Here is a 17,076-nt window from a genome sequence, read left to right on the forward strand (position 1 = left end):
CATGAAAAGACTCAAACCCGCTTTGCTTGCTGTTTGTCTTTCTTGCGGTCTTGCCGCGAGTGCGTTCGCCGCGGACGGGGTAAAAACGCGTCCTTTTAACGCCATGCCGGCAGACTTTATTAAGGGGGCCGACATCTCGACGCTGCTCGAGGCTGAACAGCATGGCGCAACATTTTATAACCAGAATGGCCAGCAGCAGGACGCGATTGCCATTCTGAAAGCCAACGGCGTGAACTATGTGCGCCTGCGTTTGTGGGTGGATCCGCAGGATGCCAACGGAAATACCTACGGGGGCGGCAGTAACAATCTGGAAAACACGCTGGCGCTGGCGAAGCGCGTGAAGGCCCAGGGCATAAAACTCCTGCTCGATTTCCACTACAGCGATTTCTGGACCGACCCGGGCAAACAGTTCAAACCTAAAGCCTGGGAGAAGATGGATTACCCGCAGCTTAAAACGGCAATCCATGACTATACGCGCGACACCATTGCCCGCTTTAAAAAAGAGGGCGTGCTGCCGGACATGGTCCAGATTGGTAATGAAATCAATGGCGGGCTGCTCTGGCCGGAAGGCAAAAGCTGGGGGCAGGGTGGCGGCGAGTTTGACCGCGTAGCCGGGTTACTCAACGCCGCAATCAGCGGGATGAAAGAGAACCTGACCGACGGCGAGCAGGTGAAAATTATGCTGCACCTGGCCGAAGGCACTAAAAATGACACCTTCCGCTGGTGGTTTGATGAGATAACGAAGCGCGATGTGCCGTTCGATATTATCGGCCTGTCGATGTACACCTACTGGAATGGCCCGATCGGCGCGCTGAAAGCCAATATGGATGACATCAGCAAACGCTATAACAAAGACGTCATTGTGGTGGAAGCGGCCTATGGCTATACGCTGGAGAACTGCGATAACGCAGAAAACAGTTTCCAGGCCAAAGAAGAGAAGGACGGTGGCTATCCCGGCACCGTGCAGGGTCAGTACGATTATATCCACGATTTAATGCAGGCCGTGATTGACGTTCCCGATCGTCGCGGTAAGGGCCTGTTTTACTGGGAGCCGATCTGGATTGCCGTACCGGGAACCACATGGGCCACCAAAACCGGCATGAAATATATCCATGATGACTGGAAAGAGGGAAATGCCCGCGAAAACCAGGCGTTGTTTGATTGTCATGGCAAAGTGCTGCCGTCGATAACGGTATTTAAATAGTATTCTGTTTCACTTCAGGACGTTTTTAATATGAATAAATTTGCGCCTTTAAGTTCGAAGGTCGCTGCGTTATTGCATGGCGCCGACTATAACCCGGAGCAATGGGAGAATTACCCCGGTATTATTGAAAAAGATATTGCCATGATGCAGCAGGCGAAATGTAATGTCATGTCGGTGGGCATATTTAGCTGGGCGAAGCTCGAACCGCGTGAAGGGGAATATGATTTTGTCTGGCTGGATAACGTCATTGATAAATTATATTCAGCGGGGATCCATATTTTCCTCGCCACGCCGAGCGGTGCGCGGCCGGCATGGATGTCGCAAAAATACCCGCAGGTGCTGCGCGTAGGGCGTAACCGCGTGCCTGCGCTGCACGGTGGACGTCATAACCACTGTATGTCTTCCCCGGTGTACCGTGAGAAGACATTCAAAATGAATACCTTACTGGCTGAGCGTTATTCACAGCACCCGGCGGTGCTGGGCTGGCATATCTCCAATGAGTACGGTGGTGAGTGCCACTGCGATCTGTGCCAGGAGCGCTTTCGTGACTGGCTGAAAGCGCGCTACAAAACCCTGGATGCGCTGAACCAGGCATGGTGGAGCACCTTCTGGAGCCACACCTATAGCGACTGGTCGCAGATTGAGTCCCCTGCGCCGCAGGGCGAGGTGTCCATTCACGGTCTGAACCTCGACTGGCGCCGCTTTAATACGGCGCAGGTAACAGATTTCTGCCGCCATGAGGTTGCGCCGCTAAAAGCCGTCAACGCAGCGTTGCCGGTGACGACCAATTTCATGGAGTATTTCTACGATTACGACTACTGGCAGCTTGCGAAAGCGATCGACTTTATCTCCTGGGACAGCTACCCAATGTGGCACAAGGAGAAAGACGAAACCCTGCTCGCCTGCTACACCGCCATGTACCACGACATGATGCGCAGCCTGAAAGGCGGCAAACCTTTTGTGCTGATGGAGTCCACGCCGAGCACCACCAACTGGCAGCCGACCAGCAAGCTGAAAAAACCGGGGATGCATATTCTCTCGTCAATGCAGGCGGTGGCACACGGGGCCGATGCCGTACAGTACTTCCAGTGGCGTAAAAGCCGCGGTTCGGTGGAGAAATTCCACGGGGCGGTTATCGACCACGTGGGACATCTTGATACGCGTGTCGGGCGCGAAGTGACGCGTCTGGGCGAAATGCTTGAGCGCCTGCCGGGGGTGGTCGGGTGTCGCACGCAGGCACGGGTAGCGATTATCTTCGACCAGCAAAATCGCTGGGCGCTGGACGATGCCGAAGGGCCGCGCAACATGGGGATGGAGTACGAAAAAACCGTTAACGAACACTACCGTCCGTTCTGGGAAAAAGGCATCGCGGTGGATGTGATTGATGCCGACGGCGATCTCAGCCAGTACGCGCTGGTGATTGCGCCGATGCTTTATATGGTGCGGGAAGGCTTCGCCGAACGCGCAGAAGCGTTTGTCGCCGGGGGCGGCCATCTGGTGACCACCTACTGGAGCGGCATCGTGGATGAAAGCGATCTTTGTCATCTCGGCGGGTTCCCGGGGCCGCTGCGTAAACTGCTCGGCATCTGGGCAGAAGAGATCGACTGTCTCGGTGAGGGAGAACGTAATCTGGTACAGGGGCTGGCGGGTAATGCGGCTGGCCTGCAGGGGCCGTATCAGGTTCGTCATCTGTGCGAACTGATCCATGTCGAAAACGCTCAGCCGCTGGCGACCTACCGGGATGATTTCTACGCCGGTCGGCCTGCCGTGACGGTGAACCGTTTCGGTAAGGGGAAAGCGTGGCATGTGGCGTCGCGCAACGATCTGCCGTTCCAGCGTGATTTCTTCGCCGGGATTATTGACGAACTGGCGCTGCCGCGGGCCATGGAATGCGATTTCCCACCGGGTGTGGTGGCAACGGCCCGCACGGACGGCGAAACCACGTGGGTGTTTGTGCAGAACTACACCGCCCAGCAGCAGCTCATTACGCTGCCGCAGGGGTATACCGACTGCATGACCGATGCCGCCGCCACGGGTGATACCGCTCTGCTGCCGTGGGATTGTCGGGTACTCAGGCGTAAAGCGTAGTCGCTGAGGGCGTCGCGTCGTACAACCCTGGCTAATCAATCTGAAGGCGCCTGCTCTATAAGCAGGCATTTTTTTATCTGCATAACAGAGAGGCGTATTATGGACAGTGAAATAACTCAGCGTTTAATTCCTGCATTTGGCGGCGACGATAATATCGAACATGTTGAAGCCTGCATTACCCGTCTGCGCGTCACGGCAAAAGATTTAAATAAGGTGGATACGCAGGCGTTACAACAGGAGGGGGCGCTGGGCGTAATTATTATTGGCCAGCAGGTGCATGCGATATTTGGCCGGCAGTCTGATACCTTGCGGCAATTATTAGATGCGCATTTTAATCATTAACATTAAAAAAGGGATAGCCAAAATAATGGCTATCCCAAACGAGGAGAATAGACTGCCAGTTGTTGGAGATACAATAACGATTAACGCATATCAGGAAATAAACATTACCACCAGGCTTCCACCTGCACGCCAAAATTCCAGGTATTATTTGCGGTGCCGTCTTCGAAGGATTGTCCTTTCTCGGAGTCATTCAGGTAAGAGGCGAAGACGCGCAGTTCCGGACGCGACATAAAATCAGGCCCATCCGCCAGTCCGAGTGCGAGGGTGTACTTCTCTCCGCTCTGCTTGTAGCTGGAGCCGTCGGTGTAAGTATCTTTCTGGTAGAAACCGCCCACTTCACCAATCAGACGCACGTATTCGGTGAACTGGTACTGCGCGCGACCCACCAGCGAGACAAGGCGCGATTTATCGGTGAATTGCGTGGTGTCATCCGCCGAGCCCCAGGTCAGCACGTGGTTGAAGGAGAGCTTGTCCGTAATCGGAATTAAGCCGGTGTTAATCACACGGTAGCCGCTGGCGTCGTTCACGTAGTTCCACATGTCATACCAGCCGCCGCCCTGGGACACCATGTTCTGCGCCAGGCCTTTGTTCGCATACTGCAGCACCAGCTTGTTGTAGCCGCCTAACATGTCCTGGCTGATCTCACCGGTGACCATGACGCCGTTGTCGGCCTCATACAGCCCACCATACTCTTTCTGCTTATTGGTGGGGTTTGGCATGGCGTAATCAATGCCCACTTCTGTCCATGCACCCGCCCACGGCTTCCAGCCCGCATAGCGAAGGTCGATGTAGTTGATATTGACGTCGCTATCGCCGTCCACGCGGTAGTCCACGTCGTTGGCATCGCCACGGATCCAGGCCACGGACACCGCACCCGGTCCGAGGGTGTAGTTTTCGATACCGGCACCCGCGCCTGAGATGTTCCAGTATTTGGTGTCAATGATGTGCAGGTCATGGCGCTGGTAATAGCGCTTACCGCCCCAGATCACCGCGTTCGGATCGCCGGGGATCAGCCCCTTGATCTGCAGATTCAGCTGACGCAACCCGAACTGCGCATCGTCGCCGAAGGTGGTTTCATTGTCGTTAGAGCCGTCAGAGACCATGCTCACCATGCTGTCGAGGTAGAAGCTGACATCGTTCTTTTTGTACACCTCTGAGCCCAGCTCCAGCTCGCCGTAGGTATCGGCCTCGTTACCCAGACGGCCAATTTTATTTTTTTGCCACTCCTCCATCCCACCATCCCGTGAGACGCCCACACCGGAGCGAAGATACCCATGAAAATCAATTGGTACTGAAGACGCTGCAAACAGCGAAGGAGACGCTAACGCGGCAGCCAACGCAACAGATACAGAGCGGATCGTCGTGTTCATTGTTACCCTCTTATTGTTTTGTAATACGTTCACAAATCCGCTGTCATAAAATGCCTAAACCTTTTTTCTGGCAATTGCGTGATCGTTAATCTGTGATTAAGTGCAAATAAAATAGCCAATTTTGTTACGATTCATGAGGTGTGACAAGAAATGTAGTATTGTGAACGTAATACTTTTTGATGGTGTTATGGCAGCCAAAAGTGCCCAGTGGGCGTTTTTTTATATCGCCCCTGATACAATCAGCTCATAACAACATAAGGAACCGGACCATGAAGTCGAAAAGCGCAACGTTAGAGGACGTCGCACGCCATGCGGGCGTCTCCTATCAGACCGTGTCCAGGGTACTGAATAAATCTGCCAATGTATCCGAAGCCACGCGTCACAAGGTGGAGAAATCCATAGAGTTATTGCGGTATGTCCCGAACCGCCTGGCACAGCAGCTGGTCGGAAAGCAGACCCAGACCGTCGGACTGGTGACGATTTCGCTGGCTTTGCATGCGCCGTCACAGGTCGCCGCGGCGGTAAAACGCTATGCAAATGTGGAAGGGTATCAGGTGTTGATCTCCATGATTGATGAGAACGTCAACCACAGCATCCAGGATTCGATCAATGAACTGAAATCTCAGCTCGTCAGTAAGGTGATCATCAATGTCCCGCTGGAAGCAGAGCAGGCGCAGAAAATCGCGACGGACAACGACGATATCGTCTGTCTGTTCCTCGACGTTGACCCTTACAGTTCCGTGTTTAACGTTTCGTTTAACCCGGCAGATGGCACCCGTGCCAGCGTCAAATATCTCTACGAACTGGGGCACCGGGAAATCGCGTTGCTGGCGGGGCCAGCGTCTTCTGTCTCGGCGCAGCTCAGGCTGAAAAGCTGGATTGAAACCCTGAACGGTTACGGTCTGGAGCCGGCCTCGGTGATCCGCGGGAACTGGGATGCGCAGAGCGGTTACGCGGGTGCGTTGCAGATGCTGCGCGAGACGCCGCAATTTTCTGCCGTGCTGGTGGCCAACGACCAGATGGCGCTGGGGGTATTAAGTGCTTTCCATCAGCATCAGATTTCCATTCCGGGTGAAAAATCGGTGATTGGCTACGATGACACCTACGAAAGCTCATTCTTCTATCCGGCATTGACCACGGTATCGCTGGACCTGGATCTGCAGGGGAAAGAGGCGGTGCGCCGCATTCTTGACAGTGGCGAAGACAATGCCGTGCGCATGTCATCCATTCTGCCTGCCCGGCTGGTGGTGCGGCAGTCGACCGGGCCGAAAGGTGAGAAGGGCAAAAACCTGCAGGCGCTGGCGCAACAGCTTCGTGATATCGCACATCAGCTTGGCGATATGTAAAACGGTGAGCACCTCAACCCGGTGGGTGAGGTGCTGCACTCTTATTCCAGCCCCAGCGTGTACTGCGCAATCTTGAAGTAGATAATCAGACCGGTTCCGTCGATAAGCGTCGCGATAAAGGGCGCGGAAACGACGGCCGGGTCAATGCCGCAGCGCTTCAGTACCATCGGAATAACTGACGAGACAATCGCACTCCACAGCGTAATACAGACCAGCGTCAGGCTGACAATAAGGGTAATTTCCAGCCCGATACCCATCATCCAGGCGCGAACACACCCGGCAAGACCAAGCGTGGCGGCAATCATCAGCGAGGTGGTCATCTCCTTTCGTAACACACGGCCAACGTCGCGCAGACGCACTTCACCCAGCGCCATTGCACGCACCAGCGTGGAGGTAATCTGCGTCCCGCTGTTCCCACCGGTCCCTATCAGCAGCGGAATAAAAAAGGCCAGGGCAATGGCGGATTCCAGCGCTTCTTCGAAGTGCTGAATAACCGAGCTGGTATAGGCTTCAGCGACAAACAGCAGCAGCAGCCAGACGGAGCGTTTTTTCCACAGGCTGAAGGGGCTGGTTTCCAGATACGGCTTTTCCAGCGGCAGCGTTGCTCCCTGGAGCTGGGCATCTTCGGTGACATCATCTTCCAGCAGATGGGCGATTTCGCGTTCGGTCAGGCAGCCGACCACTTTACCGTGCGTGACCACCGGCACGACATCCGCCTCGCCGTGGGCCAGCAGCCCGGCGACATCGGCACGCTCGTCTTCCGGTTTGACCTGCAGAAACTGAGAAATCATCAGCGTTTTCACCGGTTGTACCGTATCGGCGGTCTGCAGCAGTTTGCGCACCGCAACCATGCCCGCCAGCCGACCGTTATCTTCGAGGAAAATATGCGATGGAATATCATCGTCTTTTAATTTTTCGAAAAATTGCTCGCGTGCCAGCGCCACGCATAATGAAATATCGAGGACGATAAAATCGGTATTCATATATTGCGCGATTGCGCTGTCATTGAATGCCAGGTTTTGATTGTGAATAGCGTAAGACATAGTGAATTCCCTTTGAATAATAAAATCTCTCAGGGGCGAGCAAGACAGGGCATGTCGAAGAGGAGATCCCCACGTCCTGGGTTCAGCACTGTACACCGTATCCCGTAAGGGAAGTTATACTGACAAAGCCTTGATTCGACAGTGCCTGTTTTACCCTGTGCCGGTTCTCTCGAACCCACCAGAGCGATAACGTGTATTTGTACAGGAGCCTCGCCATAACGAGATCGTTGTAAAACGAGAGGGATAATACGCCACTTTAAACATCGCGCTGTGGAATTTAAAAGACGTTTAAGAAACGTTTAGAACAATAATTTAATCCCGCGTATTAATGACATCGATTATTCATCAATGACGGTGGTTATTGCTCAAGAGAGTATAATTCCACACCTCTGTGTTTCTAAATGGCGCTGACATTTTCGCGTGTCGTTAATGCCTTCCTGCTGGAGGTCTGAGCGGTTGATACCCCATTTAAGGTTGTTCGTTTCTAATGGTCAGCATCACGAACGCTGCGGGGTGGAATATGACGTGGTTTGACAATCTGCTGAATCATTTTGCGCTCTATCCGACGCATCTGTTCGCGCTGCTTTTCGTCATCGCGCTGAGCAAGTCTACGGTACTGGTTTCCTCCGTGCTTCCGCCGGCCTCGGTGATGCTGCTGGCAGGGATCACCGTCAGCCAGACCAGCCTGCATCCGGGACTGACGTGGCTGGCTGTCGCGGCGGGTGCCGCAACAGGGTCGGTATTGAATTATCATATCGGCCAGTTGATGGGCCACACGCGGCTGGTCACGCGCTTCACCTCCCGGCACGCCGAGAAATTTTTGCGGGTACAACATCAGCTGCAGAAAAACGGCGTGCTGGTGCTCTTTACCGCGCGTTTCCTGGCGGTGCTGCGCTATATCGTCCCGCTGGCAGCGGGCATGCTCAGACTGAACGCGGCGAAGGTTTACGCGGTAAGCCTGATTTCAGCCGTCGTATGGGCGGCGCTGTATGTCGGCATCGTCACCGGCATCAGCGCCTTTTGACCTACAGGTTTCCCATTACGCCGTCGACCAGCAGTTCCGTTCCCACCATATAGCGCGATTCGTCAGAGGCAAGATAGAGTGCGGCTTTCGCCAGCTCCGTCGGCGTGCCCATTCTGCCCAGCGGCACAAGTTTGGTGATATCCCCCAGCATCGCCTTGAGCGCTTCCTCGCTTAACCCCGTTTTATTAAATGCCGGTGTTTCCACCGGACCCGGGCTCAGGCCGTTGACGCGAATACCGCGCGGCAACAGCTCCCCTGACAGCGTGCGTGCCAGCGACAGTAATCCCGCCTTGCTGGCGGCATAAACGCTGCTGGCAGGCAGCCCGATGCGGGCGCTCACGGATCCGCACAGGATCACAGAGGAGGGATTATTGAGCAGCGGCAGCAGGGCCTGAATCAAAAAGAACGGTCCTTTAAGGTTGATGCCCATCAGGCGATCCCAGGCGTCTTCCTGCCACTCTTCAAGCAGCCCGTGCGTCACATCGCCGGCGTTAATAAACACGGCATCAAGATGCGACCAGCGAGAGGCGAGCGTGTCCGCCAGCGCTTTTTGCGCGGCGATGTCACCCGCATCGGTCGGAATAACCCAGGCATTATCGCCCAGAATGCGTTGTGCTTCGGCAAGGGTATCCGGGTTACGTCCGGTGACAGCAACGTGCGCCCCTTCGGCAATAAATTCCTGCGCGGTAGCGAGACCAATACCGGAAGTGCCGCCGGTAATCAGCGTATATTTACCTGCTAAACGACCCATGTGCTTCTCCTGAAATGACTCTGGAGAAAGCACTATAGAAACGTTAGTATCGAAAGGAAACCAGGTACCATTTGGATACTAATGAGGCAAGAGGTGTGCTATGGCGGAATCACTCAATATACCCTGTGAAAAAAAATCTGAGGTTTATCTCTGCCCGATGACGCAGTTTGTAAACCTGATTTCCGGTAAGTGGGCCATCCCGGTGCTCTATCGCCTGATTATGCTCAATGCACCGGTCCGGTTTGGCGATCTGCTGCGCGCCGCCGCCCCCATCACGCAAAAAGAGCTCACGAAGCAGTTGCGCCTGTTTGAGCAGCGCGGGCTGGTGTCGCGCACTATCTACCCGGAGATCCCACCGCGGGTGGAGTATCAGATAACCGCGCTGGGGTTAACCCTCCAGAGCGCGCTCTCCCCGCTGGCCGACTGGATGAGCGAATACGGCGATCGCCTTGAAAAGTAATCCTCAGTTTGCGAAACGCTTCCCGGAAAATTGTCACGAATCTGTCACACTCACTGCGACATTTTAAAACGAGTGAGGAATTAGGGATGAGAAAAGCACTACTCGCGCTGGCAATCGCCGGTTCCATTGCAGTGACATCTGGCGTGCAGGCGCAAGAGACGCCGGAAGGGTATCAGCTGGAACAAGTTTTAATCATGAGTCGCCATAATTTGCGCGCGCCGCTCGCCAATAATGGCAGCGTGCTCGAGCAATCCACACCGAAGCAGTGGCCAGAATGGGAGGTGCCAGGCGGTCAGCTCACCACCAAAGGTGGCGTGCTTGAAGTCTATATGGGCCACTATATGCGTGAGTGGCTGGCACAGCAGGGGATGGTGAAAACCGGCGAGTGCCCGGCCGCGGATAGCGTATATGCCTATGCCAACAGCCTGCAGCGCACTGTCGCCACCGCGCAGTTCTTTATCACCGGCGCCTTCCCGGGGTGCGATGTGCCTGTGCATCATCAGGAAAAAATGGGCACCATGGATCCGACCTTTAACCCGGTGATTACGGATAACTCACCTGCATTCCGTGAAAAAGCGCTGAAGGCGATGGAGACTGAGCGGCAGAAAATGCAGCTTGGCGAGAGCTACAAGCTGCTGGAGCAGATGACGAATTACGCCGATTCACCGTCCTGTAAAGAGAAGAACGTGTGCTCGCTGGCAGAGGCGAAAGATACCTTCAGCGCCGACTATGAAAAAGAACCTGGCGTATCGGGGCCGTTAAAAGTCGGTAACTCGCTGGTGGATGCCTTCACGCTGCAGTATTACGAAGGCTTCCCGGCAGACCAGGTTGCCTGGGGTGAAATTAAAACCGATCAACAGTGGCGCGTGTTGTCGCAGCTGAAAAATGGCTATCAGGACTCGCTGTTTACCTCCACCGAGGTGGCGCAAAACGTGGCCAAACCGCTGGTGAAGTATATCGACCAGGCTCTCGTCACCGGGCAGGCGAAAGCGCCGAAAATCACCCTGCTGGTGGGGCATGATTCCAATATCGCGTCGCTGCTTACGGCGCTGGATTTCAAACCGTACCAGCTGCATGACCAGCACGAGCGGACGCCAATTGGCGGGAAAATTGTTTTCCAGCGCTGGCATGATAAAAACGCCAACCAGGAGCTTATGAAGATTGAGTATGTCTATCAGAGCGCCGACCAGCTGCGTAACGCCAGCGTATTGTCACTGGATGCGCCGGCACAGCGTGTGACGCTGGAGCTGAAGGGGTGTCCGGTTGATGCGAACGGTTTTTGCCCAATCGATAAATTCAATGTGGTGATGAATAACGCGGCGAAATAGGTAAAACCCCCCGCTCAGGCGGGGGGAAACGTTCAGACGTTTTTACGTTCGATGGTTTGCTCACCCCAGAAGAGCGCGTCTTTGTCCGTTTTCCCGAAGGCACGTTCCAGCACTTCATCGCTGCCTTCTTCCCAAATCTGCTCTGCCAGCTTCTCGTCATAGTTCGCGACTTCAAAAATGGCTTCGGCGATCTCCGGAGAGGTGTTGCGTAAACTTGCCCATTCACCCACGCGGTGGGCTTTGGATTCTTGAGTTGGCATACTTGTCCTCCTGTTGAGTTAGCCGTTCAGTTTTTTGGCGAGGCCTGCGACATACTCACCCTGATAGCGGGCGATAGTGAGCTCTTCGTTGCTCGGCTGTCGGGAGCCATCGCCACCGGCAATGGTGGTGGCGCCGTACGGTGTCCCGCCACGAACCTGGGAAATATCAAACAGTTCCTGCGCGCCGTAGCCAATCGGCACAATCACCATCCCATGATGAGCAAGGGTAGTCCAGGTTGACGTAATCGTCTGCTCCTGACCGCCGCCGGTCCCGGTGGAGCTGAAGACGCTGGCGAGTTTGCCGTATAACGCTCCGGATGCCCAAAGTCCTCCGGTTTGATCGAGGAAGGTCCGCATCTGGCCTGACATATTGCCAAATCGGGTAGGGGTGCCGAAAATAATGGCATCGTAATCAGCCAGTTCCTGCGGGGTGGCAACCGGGGCATTTTGTGTTTTCCCCCCGGCTTTGGCGAACGCCTCAGCCTGCATCGTTTCCGGTACGCGTTTCACCACAACTTCTACGCCGTCCACTCTGTTTGCACCTTCTGCTACCGCGTGAGCCATGGTTTCAATGTGTCCATACATGGAATAATAGAGCACCAGAACTTTTGCCATTTTGCATCACTCCTCGTTTGTGTTTTCTGACAGCGGATCGCTGCGTTCATTTAAAGATATGTCATCACAGCCAGACTGCAAAAATGAACGGCATTTCTTTGATTTATAACAATATGGATACAAAAGCGCTTTGTAGCAAAATGAAACAACTTTCCCGCTGCGGATTTTTAAAATGATAAGAAAGGCTTATAAATGGCCGTCGCGTAATCTCACCCGAATGGCTGAGATCATGTTGCAGAATATTACCTCTGACTTGCCGGATAGCCGCATTCCACTAAGCTTAATTTCACGCGGCACAGATAAAGGCACTGTCCTTCAGCCGCGCGGTGAAAGAATCCTCTTTTACTGAATGCAATATGATGTCTAATGTTTCACACTCTGGAGGTTAGAGATGGCAAACCATCGTGGTGGTTCAGGTAATTTCGCTGAAGACCGTGAAAGAGCATCAGAAGCAGGTCGTAAAGGTGGCCAGTCTAGCGGGGGGAATTTCAAAAATGACCCTCAGCGCGCATCAGAAGCTGGCAAAAAAGGGGGCAAAAACAGTCATGGCAGCAATAAGTAATACGCCGGGCTGATACCCTGCCGCCGGGATCTCCCGGCGGTTTTTTATTTCTGCAACATTGAACTGTAACCAAAGGCATCGCACACTAGAGGATTGATGCTTATTTGCTGGTGCCGCATGTCTCTCTCCCGTTTCACATTCTCCGTCAAACCTCAGGAAGCCCTTCTCATTCTGATCACCATGTTCTGGGGCGGAACCTTTCTTGCCGTCCAGTATGCGGTTACGCTGAGCGGTCCGTTCTTTTTTGTCGGCCTGCGCTTTGCGACGGCGGCGATTGCCGTGGGATTACTCTCGCTTAAAACCTTGCGCGGGCTGACGCTTAAAGAACTGAAGGCCGGGGTGGCCATAGGGGTTGCGATTGCCATGGGCTACAGTCTGCAGACGTGGGGATTACAGACCATCACCAGCAGCAAATCGGCGTTTATCACCGCCATGTATGTGCCGCTGGTGCCGTTACTGCAATGGCTCTGTCTGGGGAGAATACCGGGTCTGATGTCCTGCACGGGGATCGTACTGGCGTTTATTGGCCTTATCTTGCTTGCCGGGCCGGAAAACAACCTGCTGGCGCTGGGGCCGGGCGAAATCATTACGCTGGTGGGCGCTATCGCGATTGCAGCGGAAATTATTCTGATCAGCGCCTGGGCTGGCAAAGTGGACGTCAAGCGCGTCACCGTGGTTCAGCTGGCGACCGCGTCGCTGGTGGCTTTTGCCACCATGGTGCCGGCAGGGGAGTCTGTTCCGCCGATGTCCACCGGGCTGGTTGTGGTGGCGCTGGGGCTGGGCATCTTTAGCGCCATTATCCAGGTCACCATGAACTGGGCGCAGCGCAGCGTTTCCCCGACGCGTGCGACGGTTATCTATACCGGTGAACCGGTATGGGCGGGCATTTTCGGGCGTATCGCGGGAGAGCGTTTACCGCTGCTGGCGCTGGTGGGTGCGGCGTTTATTGTCGCCGGCGTGCTGGTGAGTGAGCTGAAGCTGAAACGGAAGAAAAAAGCGCTGCCAGAGCGTGACAGCGCTGCGATAAATCAAGAGTCCTGATGTACCACGTCGCCCTGCGGTGCGGCCGCTTCCCGGCGGCTCAGCAGGGCGTTAAGCAGGATTGCGCCAAAGGTTGCGGTGCCAATCCCACCAAGGGTGAAGCCGCCCAGCGTCAGGGCAAAATCTCCCGCCCCCAGCACCAGCGTGACCGCCACCATAATCAGGTTGCTGTTCTGGCTCAGATCGACACGATGCTGCACCCAGATGCGTGCCCCGGCAACGGCAATCAGACCAAATACCACAATCGATGCCCCACCAATCACCGGCGCGGGAATGGTGTGGATCAGCGCGCCGAATTTCGGTGAGAAGCCGAGGAGCATCGCCATCACCGCTGCCGCCAAGAAGACCAGGGTGGAGTAAACTTTGGTCACTGCCATCACACCAATATTTTCAGCGTAGGTCGTTACACCGCTACCGCCGACCGAGCCGGAGAGCATGGTAGCCAGACCGTCGCCGACAAAGGCGCGGCCCATGTAAGGGTCCATGCTGCGCCCGGTCATACCCGCAACGGCTTTCAGATGGCCTAAGTTTTCTGCCACCAGGATCACCGCAACCGGCGCGATTAACATCATCGCCTGCGTGTTAAAGACCGGAGACGTCACCTGCGGCAGGCCGAACCAGGCGGCGTTATGCAACAGTGTAAAATCAACCGGCTTGCCCAGACCGAAGACGTTTGCCAGCAGGGCGTACACCAGACAGGCAACGATTAACCCCACCAGGATCAACAGTCGCTGGATCATCCCCCGCGTAAACACCGCCACCAGGCCAATGCAGAGTACCGTGATCACCGCCATCCAGCTTTCAAAGGGCGAACCGGAGACGCTTCTGACGGCTATTGGCGCAAGGTTCAGACCAATTGCCATCACCACAGCCCCGGTGACGACGGGAGGCATCATCCGCTCTATCCAGCGCGTCCCGACTTTCATGACCACCAGGCCAATCAGCGTGTAGACCAGCCCGCAGGCGATAATGCCGCCGAGCGCGACGCTCAGATTCGGGTTGATGCCCTGACCGTTAAAGCCGGTGGTGGCGATGACCACGCCGACAAACGCAGCGCTGGAACCAAGATAGCTGGGCACGCGCCCGCCGGTGATGAAAAAGAACAGCAGGGTACCGATACCCGACATCAGAATGGACAGATTGGGATCAAGCCCCATCAGCATGGGCATCAGCACCGTTGCGCCGAACATCGCGACCGCGTGCTGAACCCCCATCACTAAGGTTGGCCCGAGCGGGAGCCTTTCATCCGGCGCGACCACGCCAGGTTCCGTAGAGGTCGATTTCAACTGCCAGTGGGGAAAACCGAACATTGCCATGAGCTGACTCCTTAAGGAGGGTTAACAGGCGGGTCGCATAAGCGCGTGATAGCCGCGGTCAAACCACACCAGCCCTTGCGGCGCGGGGTGGCGAATAATCGAAACGATGTCGCAAAACAGGATGTCGTGCGTGCCCACGCTCACCACCTGGCTGATACGGCAGTCAAACGAGGCCAGCGCCTCCTCCAGACGCGGGCAACCCGTTTCGCCGGTCTCCCAGCGCGCGGCGGCGAAGCGCTCGTCCATCGGGGTTTTCCCCCCAAACAGGTTTGATAGCGGCTCTTGTCCGGCGCTCAGGGTATTGACGCACAGGGTGCGGTTTTCACTGAAGGTCGGCCAGACGGATGCGCCACGGTTCAGGCATACCAGCAGCGTGGGCGGCGAATCCGTTACGCTGCACACCGCGCTGGCGGTGAAACCCGCCATCCCGGCAGGACCGTCGGTGGTGATGATATTGACCGCCGCACCGACGCAGGCCATGGCATCACGGAAGGTTTGTTTATCGGGTGTCTTCATGGTGGCTCCTTATGCCAGTGCGCATGCGTCTTCAAAGGCCAGACGCGGCAAACGGCCGTAGAGTTTGCTGGTATCGCCATAGCCAATATTGATAAGCAGATTACTTTTCAGCGACGTGCCGGTGAAAAACGCGTCGTCGACTTTTTGGCGATCAAAGCCTGACATCGGGCCCGTATCGAGCCCCAGCGCCCGACAGGCGAAAATCAGGTAAGCCGCCTGCATCGCGCTGTTGCGAAAGGCGGTCTCTTCGGCAAGCGCCGGGCTTGAGGTAAACCAGCTCCGCGCATCCCCGTGGGGGAACAGGGCGGGCAGGCGTTCATAAAATTCACTATCCCAGGCGACAATCGCCGTGACCGGGGCGGTAAGGGTTTTCTCCAGGTTGCCGCTGGAAAGCGCCGGACGCAGTTTTTCTTTTCCCTCTGCGCTTCGTACAAACACAATCCGCGCTGGCGAGCAGTTGGCGGACGTGGGACCCCATTTCATCAGGTCGTAGATCTCGCGCAGCGTCTCGTCGCTGACGGGGATCGCCTGCCAGCCGTTATGGGTGCGTGCGCCGGTAAACAGTGATGCCAGCGCGCCAGGGGTAATCGCTTCGCTCATCAGGGCTCCTTATAAAGCGGGTTCAGGGCTGTGCAGCAGGCTGGCAAGCCCGTTCAGCAGCAGCGTATTAAAGGTTTCTGGCTCGGTGACGTTGCAGGCGTGCCCGCCCTGACGCATCACCACCTTGTGGCTGCCGGGGATGGCCGCCTGTAGCTCAGTGGAACAGACCGCAGGGATGAGCAGATCGTCGGCGGAGCAGATGAGGTGTACCGGGCAGTGAATGCGTGAGGCGTGGCGACTGAAGTCCGCTTTCTTCAGGGCATTCAGCCTGTGCAGCAGGTTGTTTTTGCCCTGGAAGTGGGCCAGTGCCAGGGCCTCTTCGGCCTCCAGGCGCGGCGCGCGGGCGGCCATCCAGTCGGCCGGGTAAAGAAACAGCGGCTGCGCCTCTACCCACGCCTGTGCGCCGCCTGCATGAAGCAGGCGTTCGCGGATCTGGAAACAGCGTCGGGTATGAGCATTCAGAGTGAGCCAGCCGTTCACGCACACCAGCGCGCTGAGGGCATCGGGGTGGTCGAGCGCCAGCTGCAGGCCGATCAGCGCCCCCAGCGCATGACCCACGACGCAGTAACGAACGATCCCGGCGGCATTCAGCACCCGGGCTAGCTCGTCGGCCATCATCGCCAGGCTGTAGGCTTCCGGCAGCACGTCGGGATTATTGCCCGTCCCGCGCTGGTCGTAGCACACCACCTGGTACTCTTGCTCCAGGACGGCAAGCTGCGGTAGCCAGTAGCTGCCGCCCCCGCCAAGCCCGGCAATCAGGACAACCGTGGGCGCGCCGTCGTAAGGGGGAGGTGAGACAGAGAGCTTCATGGCCGCCTCACTTTGCGATGTGTGCAACGGTCGCGATTTCAACCAGCGCATCTGGCTTCACCAGCCCACACTGAATGCAGAACCGGGCCGGTTTATCACCGGGAAAGAACTCGGCGTAAATGTCGTTAATCGCGGCGTAGTTTTTCCAGTCGGTGATAAAGATACTGTTGAACGTCACATCCTCCATTGTACCACCCGCTGTTTCGATCACTTTTTTGATCGTCTCCAGCACGTGGCGGGTTTGCGCCTTTGGGTCGTTGGGGTAGACCACGTTATTGTGCTGATCAAACGGCAGCGTGCCGGATACATACACCACACCATCGGCCAGCGTGCCGGGCACGAACGGGGCAATCGGGGTACTGGTTCCTGGCGGAATAATCACGGATTTCGGCATGGTCTT

The 17,076-nt window shown here is 56.0% G+C and carries 19 protein-coding genes and 1 riboswitch; of the genes, 9 read left to right on the forward strand and 10 right to left on the reverse strand.

Annotated elements, in window-relative coordinates; genetic code table 11:
* Window position 1 precedes the first annotated feature (1 nt).
* The 3 genes from HV340_RS07920 to HV340_RS07930 all read left to right on the forward strand — a co-directional run bounded on the left by HV340_RS07920 (window position 2) and on the right by HV340_RS07930 (window position 3,634).
* A complete protein-coding gene (locus HV340_RS07920) occupies window positions 2-1,204 on the forward strand; it encodes an arabinogalactan endo-beta-1,4-galactanase (protein ID WP_181216421.1) in 1,203 nt (400 codons plus the stop codon).
* A gap of 30 nt (window positions 1,205-1,234) precedes the next feature.
* Window positions 1,235-3,292: a beta-galactosidase gene (locus HV340_RS07925; protein ID WP_063925107.1), complete on the forward strand. Its 2,058-nt coding sequence runs from the start codon at window positions 1,235-1,237 to the stop codon at window positions 3,290-3,292.
* Between the two features lie 99 nt (window positions 3,293-3,391).
* On the forward strand, window positions 3,392-3,634 hold the full coding sequence (locus HV340_RS07930; RefSeq protein ID WP_181216422.1) for a glucose PTS transporter subunit EIIB: 243 nt from the start codon (window positions 3,392-3,394) through the stop codon (window positions 3,632-3,634).
* Between the two features lie 104 nt (window positions 3,635-3,738).
* Here HV340_RS07930 and HV340_RS07935 read toward each other — a convergent pair whose 3' ends face one another.
* Window positions 3,739-5,004 (reverse strand): maltoporin, encoded by a 1,266-nt coding sequence (locus HV340_RS07935; RefSeq protein ID WP_032681282.1) that lies wholly within the window; start codon window positions 5,002-5,004, stop codon window positions 3,739-3,741.
* Window positions 5,005-5,273: 269 nt separating this feature from the next.
* Here HV340_RS07935 and HV340_RS07940 point away from each other — a divergent pair, with 269 nt between their 5' ends.
* Window positions 5,274-6,350 (forward strand): LacI family DNA-binding transcriptional regulator, encoded by a 1,077-nt coding sequence (locus tag HV340_RS07940; RefSeq protein ID WP_041162527.1) that lies wholly within the window; start codon window positions 5,274-5,276, stop codon window positions 6,348-6,350.
* Between the two features lie 41 nt (window positions 6,351-6,391).
* Here HV340_RS07940 and HV340_RS07945 read toward each other — a convergent pair whose 3' ends face one another.
* Window positions 6,392-7,393, reverse strand: coding sequence for a magnesium transporter (locus HV340_RS07945; RefSeq protein ID WP_020884727.1), 1,002 nt, complete (start codon window positions 7,391-7,393; stop codon window positions 6,392-6,394).
* Window positions 7,394-7,453: 60 nt separating this feature from the next.
* A riboswitch (M-box (ykoK) riboswitch) is annotated at window positions 7,454-7,623 on the reverse strand.
* A 290-nt stretch (window positions 7,624-7,913) separates the two neighbouring features.
* Between HV340_RS07945 and HV340_RS07950 the strand changes: the two genes are divergently transcribed.
* A complete protein-coding gene (locus tag HV340_RS07950) occupies window positions 7,914-8,417 on the forward strand; it encodes a DedA family protein (RefSeq protein WP_025204489.1) in 504 nt (167 codons plus the stop codon).
* A 1-nt stretch (window position 8,418) separates the two neighbouring features.
* Here HV340_RS07950 and HV340_RS07955 read toward each other — a convergent pair whose 3' ends face one another.
* Window positions 8,419-9,168, reverse strand: coding sequence for an SDR family oxidoreductase (locus HV340_RS07955; protein ID WP_181216423.1), 750 nt, complete (start codon window positions 9,166-9,168; stop codon window positions 8,419-8,421).
* A gap of 100 nt (window positions 9,169-9,268) precedes the next feature.
* Between HV340_RS07955 and HV340_RS07960 the strand changes: the two genes are divergently transcribed.
* Entirely contained in the window at window positions 9,269-9,628 is a 360-nt protein-coding gene (locus tag HV340_RS07960; RefSeq protein WP_014169488.1) for a helix-turn-helix domain-containing protein, read from the forward strand.
* A gap of 86 nt (window positions 9,629-9,714) precedes the next feature.
* Window positions 9,715-10,956 (forward strand): bifunctional glucose-1-phosphatase/inositol phosphatase, encoded by a 1,242-nt coding sequence (agp, locus tag HV340_RS07965; RefSeq protein ID WP_047366235.1) that lies wholly within the window; start codon window positions 9,715-9,717, stop codon window positions 10,954-10,956.
* Window positions 10,957-10,988: 32 nt separating this feature from the next.
* Here agp and HV340_RS07970 read toward each other — a convergent pair whose 3' ends face one another.
* Both HV340_RS07970 and wrbA read right to left on the reverse strand, forming a co-directional pair.
* The gene (locus HV340_RS07970; RefSeq protein ID WP_014169490.1) at window positions 10,989-11,216 is read right to left on the reverse strand and encodes a YccJ family protein; all 228 of its coding nucleotides are present in this window, start codon (window positions 11,214-11,216) and stop codon (window positions 10,989-10,991) included.
* Window positions 11,217-11,234: 18 nt separating this feature from the next.
* Complete coding sequence (gene wrbA / locus HV340_RS07975) at window positions 11,235-11,831, reverse strand: NAD(P)H:quinone oxidoreductase (RefSeq protein ID WP_014169491.1); 597 nt, start codon at window positions 11,829-11,831, stop codon at window positions 11,235-11,237.
* A 391-nt stretch (window positions 11,832-12,222) separates the two neighbouring features.
* Between wrbA and HV340_RS07980 the strand changes: the two genes are divergently transcribed.
* Window positions 12,223-12,393, forward strand: a complete 171-nt coding sequence (locus HV340_RS07980) for a general stress protein (RefSeq protein ID WP_001273664.1) — start codon at window positions 12,223-12,225, stop codon at window positions 12,391-12,393.
* Between the two features lie 117 nt (window positions 12,394-12,510).
* Window positions 12,511-13,434 (forward strand): DMT family transporter, encoded by a 924-nt coding sequence (locus HV340_RS07985; RefSeq protein ID WP_041162529.1) that lies wholly within the window; start codon window positions 12,511-12,513, stop codon window positions 13,432-13,434.
* Here HV340_RS07985 and rutG read toward each other — a convergent pair.
* From rutG to rutC, 5 genes are read right to left on the reverse strand one after another with little or no spacing between them, the layout of a single operon-like run.
* On the reverse strand, window positions 13,422-14,750 hold the full coding sequence (gene rutG / locus HV340_RS07990; RefSeq protein WP_181216424.1) for a pyrimidine utilization transport protein G: 1,329 nt from the start codon (window positions 14,748-14,750) through the stop codon (window positions 13,422-13,424). The two genes, HV340_RS07985 and rutG, sit on opposite strands and share 13 nt — an antisense overlap.
* 21 nt (window positions 14,751-14,771) lie before the next feature.
* Window positions 14,772-15,266, reverse strand: coding sequence for an NADH-dependent FMN reductase RutF (rutF, locus tag HV340_RS07995; RefSeq protein WP_063925104.1), 495 nt, complete (start codon window positions 15,264-15,266; stop codon window positions 14,772-14,774).
* Between the two features lie 9 nt (window positions 15,267-15,275).
* On the reverse strand, window positions 15,276-15,866 hold the full coding sequence (locus HV340_RS08000) for a malonic semialdehyde reductase (protein ID WP_025204485.1): 591 nt from the start codon (window positions 15,864-15,866) through the stop codon (window positions 15,276-15,278).
* Window positions 15,867-15,875: 9 nt separating this feature from the next.
* Window positions 15,876-16,676 (reverse strand): pyrimidine utilization protein D, encoded by an 801-nt coding sequence (gene rutD, locus HV340_RS08005; RefSeq protein WP_063925103.1) that lies wholly within the window; start codon window positions 16,674-16,676, stop codon window positions 15,876-15,878.
* Window positions 16,677-16,683: 7 nt separating this feature from the next.
* Window positions 16,684-17,070 carry a pyrimidine utilization protein C gene (gene rutC / locus HV340_RS08010; RefSeq protein ID WP_020884718.1) on the reverse strand — a complete coding sequence of 129 codons (387 nt, stop codon included), beginning with the start codon at window positions 17,068-17,070 and terminating at the stop codon, window positions 16,684-16,686.
* Between the last annotated feature and the right edge of the window lie 6 nt (window positions 17,071-17,076).

This window comes from Enterobacter sp. RHBSTW-00975 (genome assembly GCF_013615235.1).
GTDB lineage: Bacteria > Pseudomonadota > Gammaproteobacteria > Enterobacterales > Enterobacteriaceae > Enterobacter > Enterobacter ludwigii.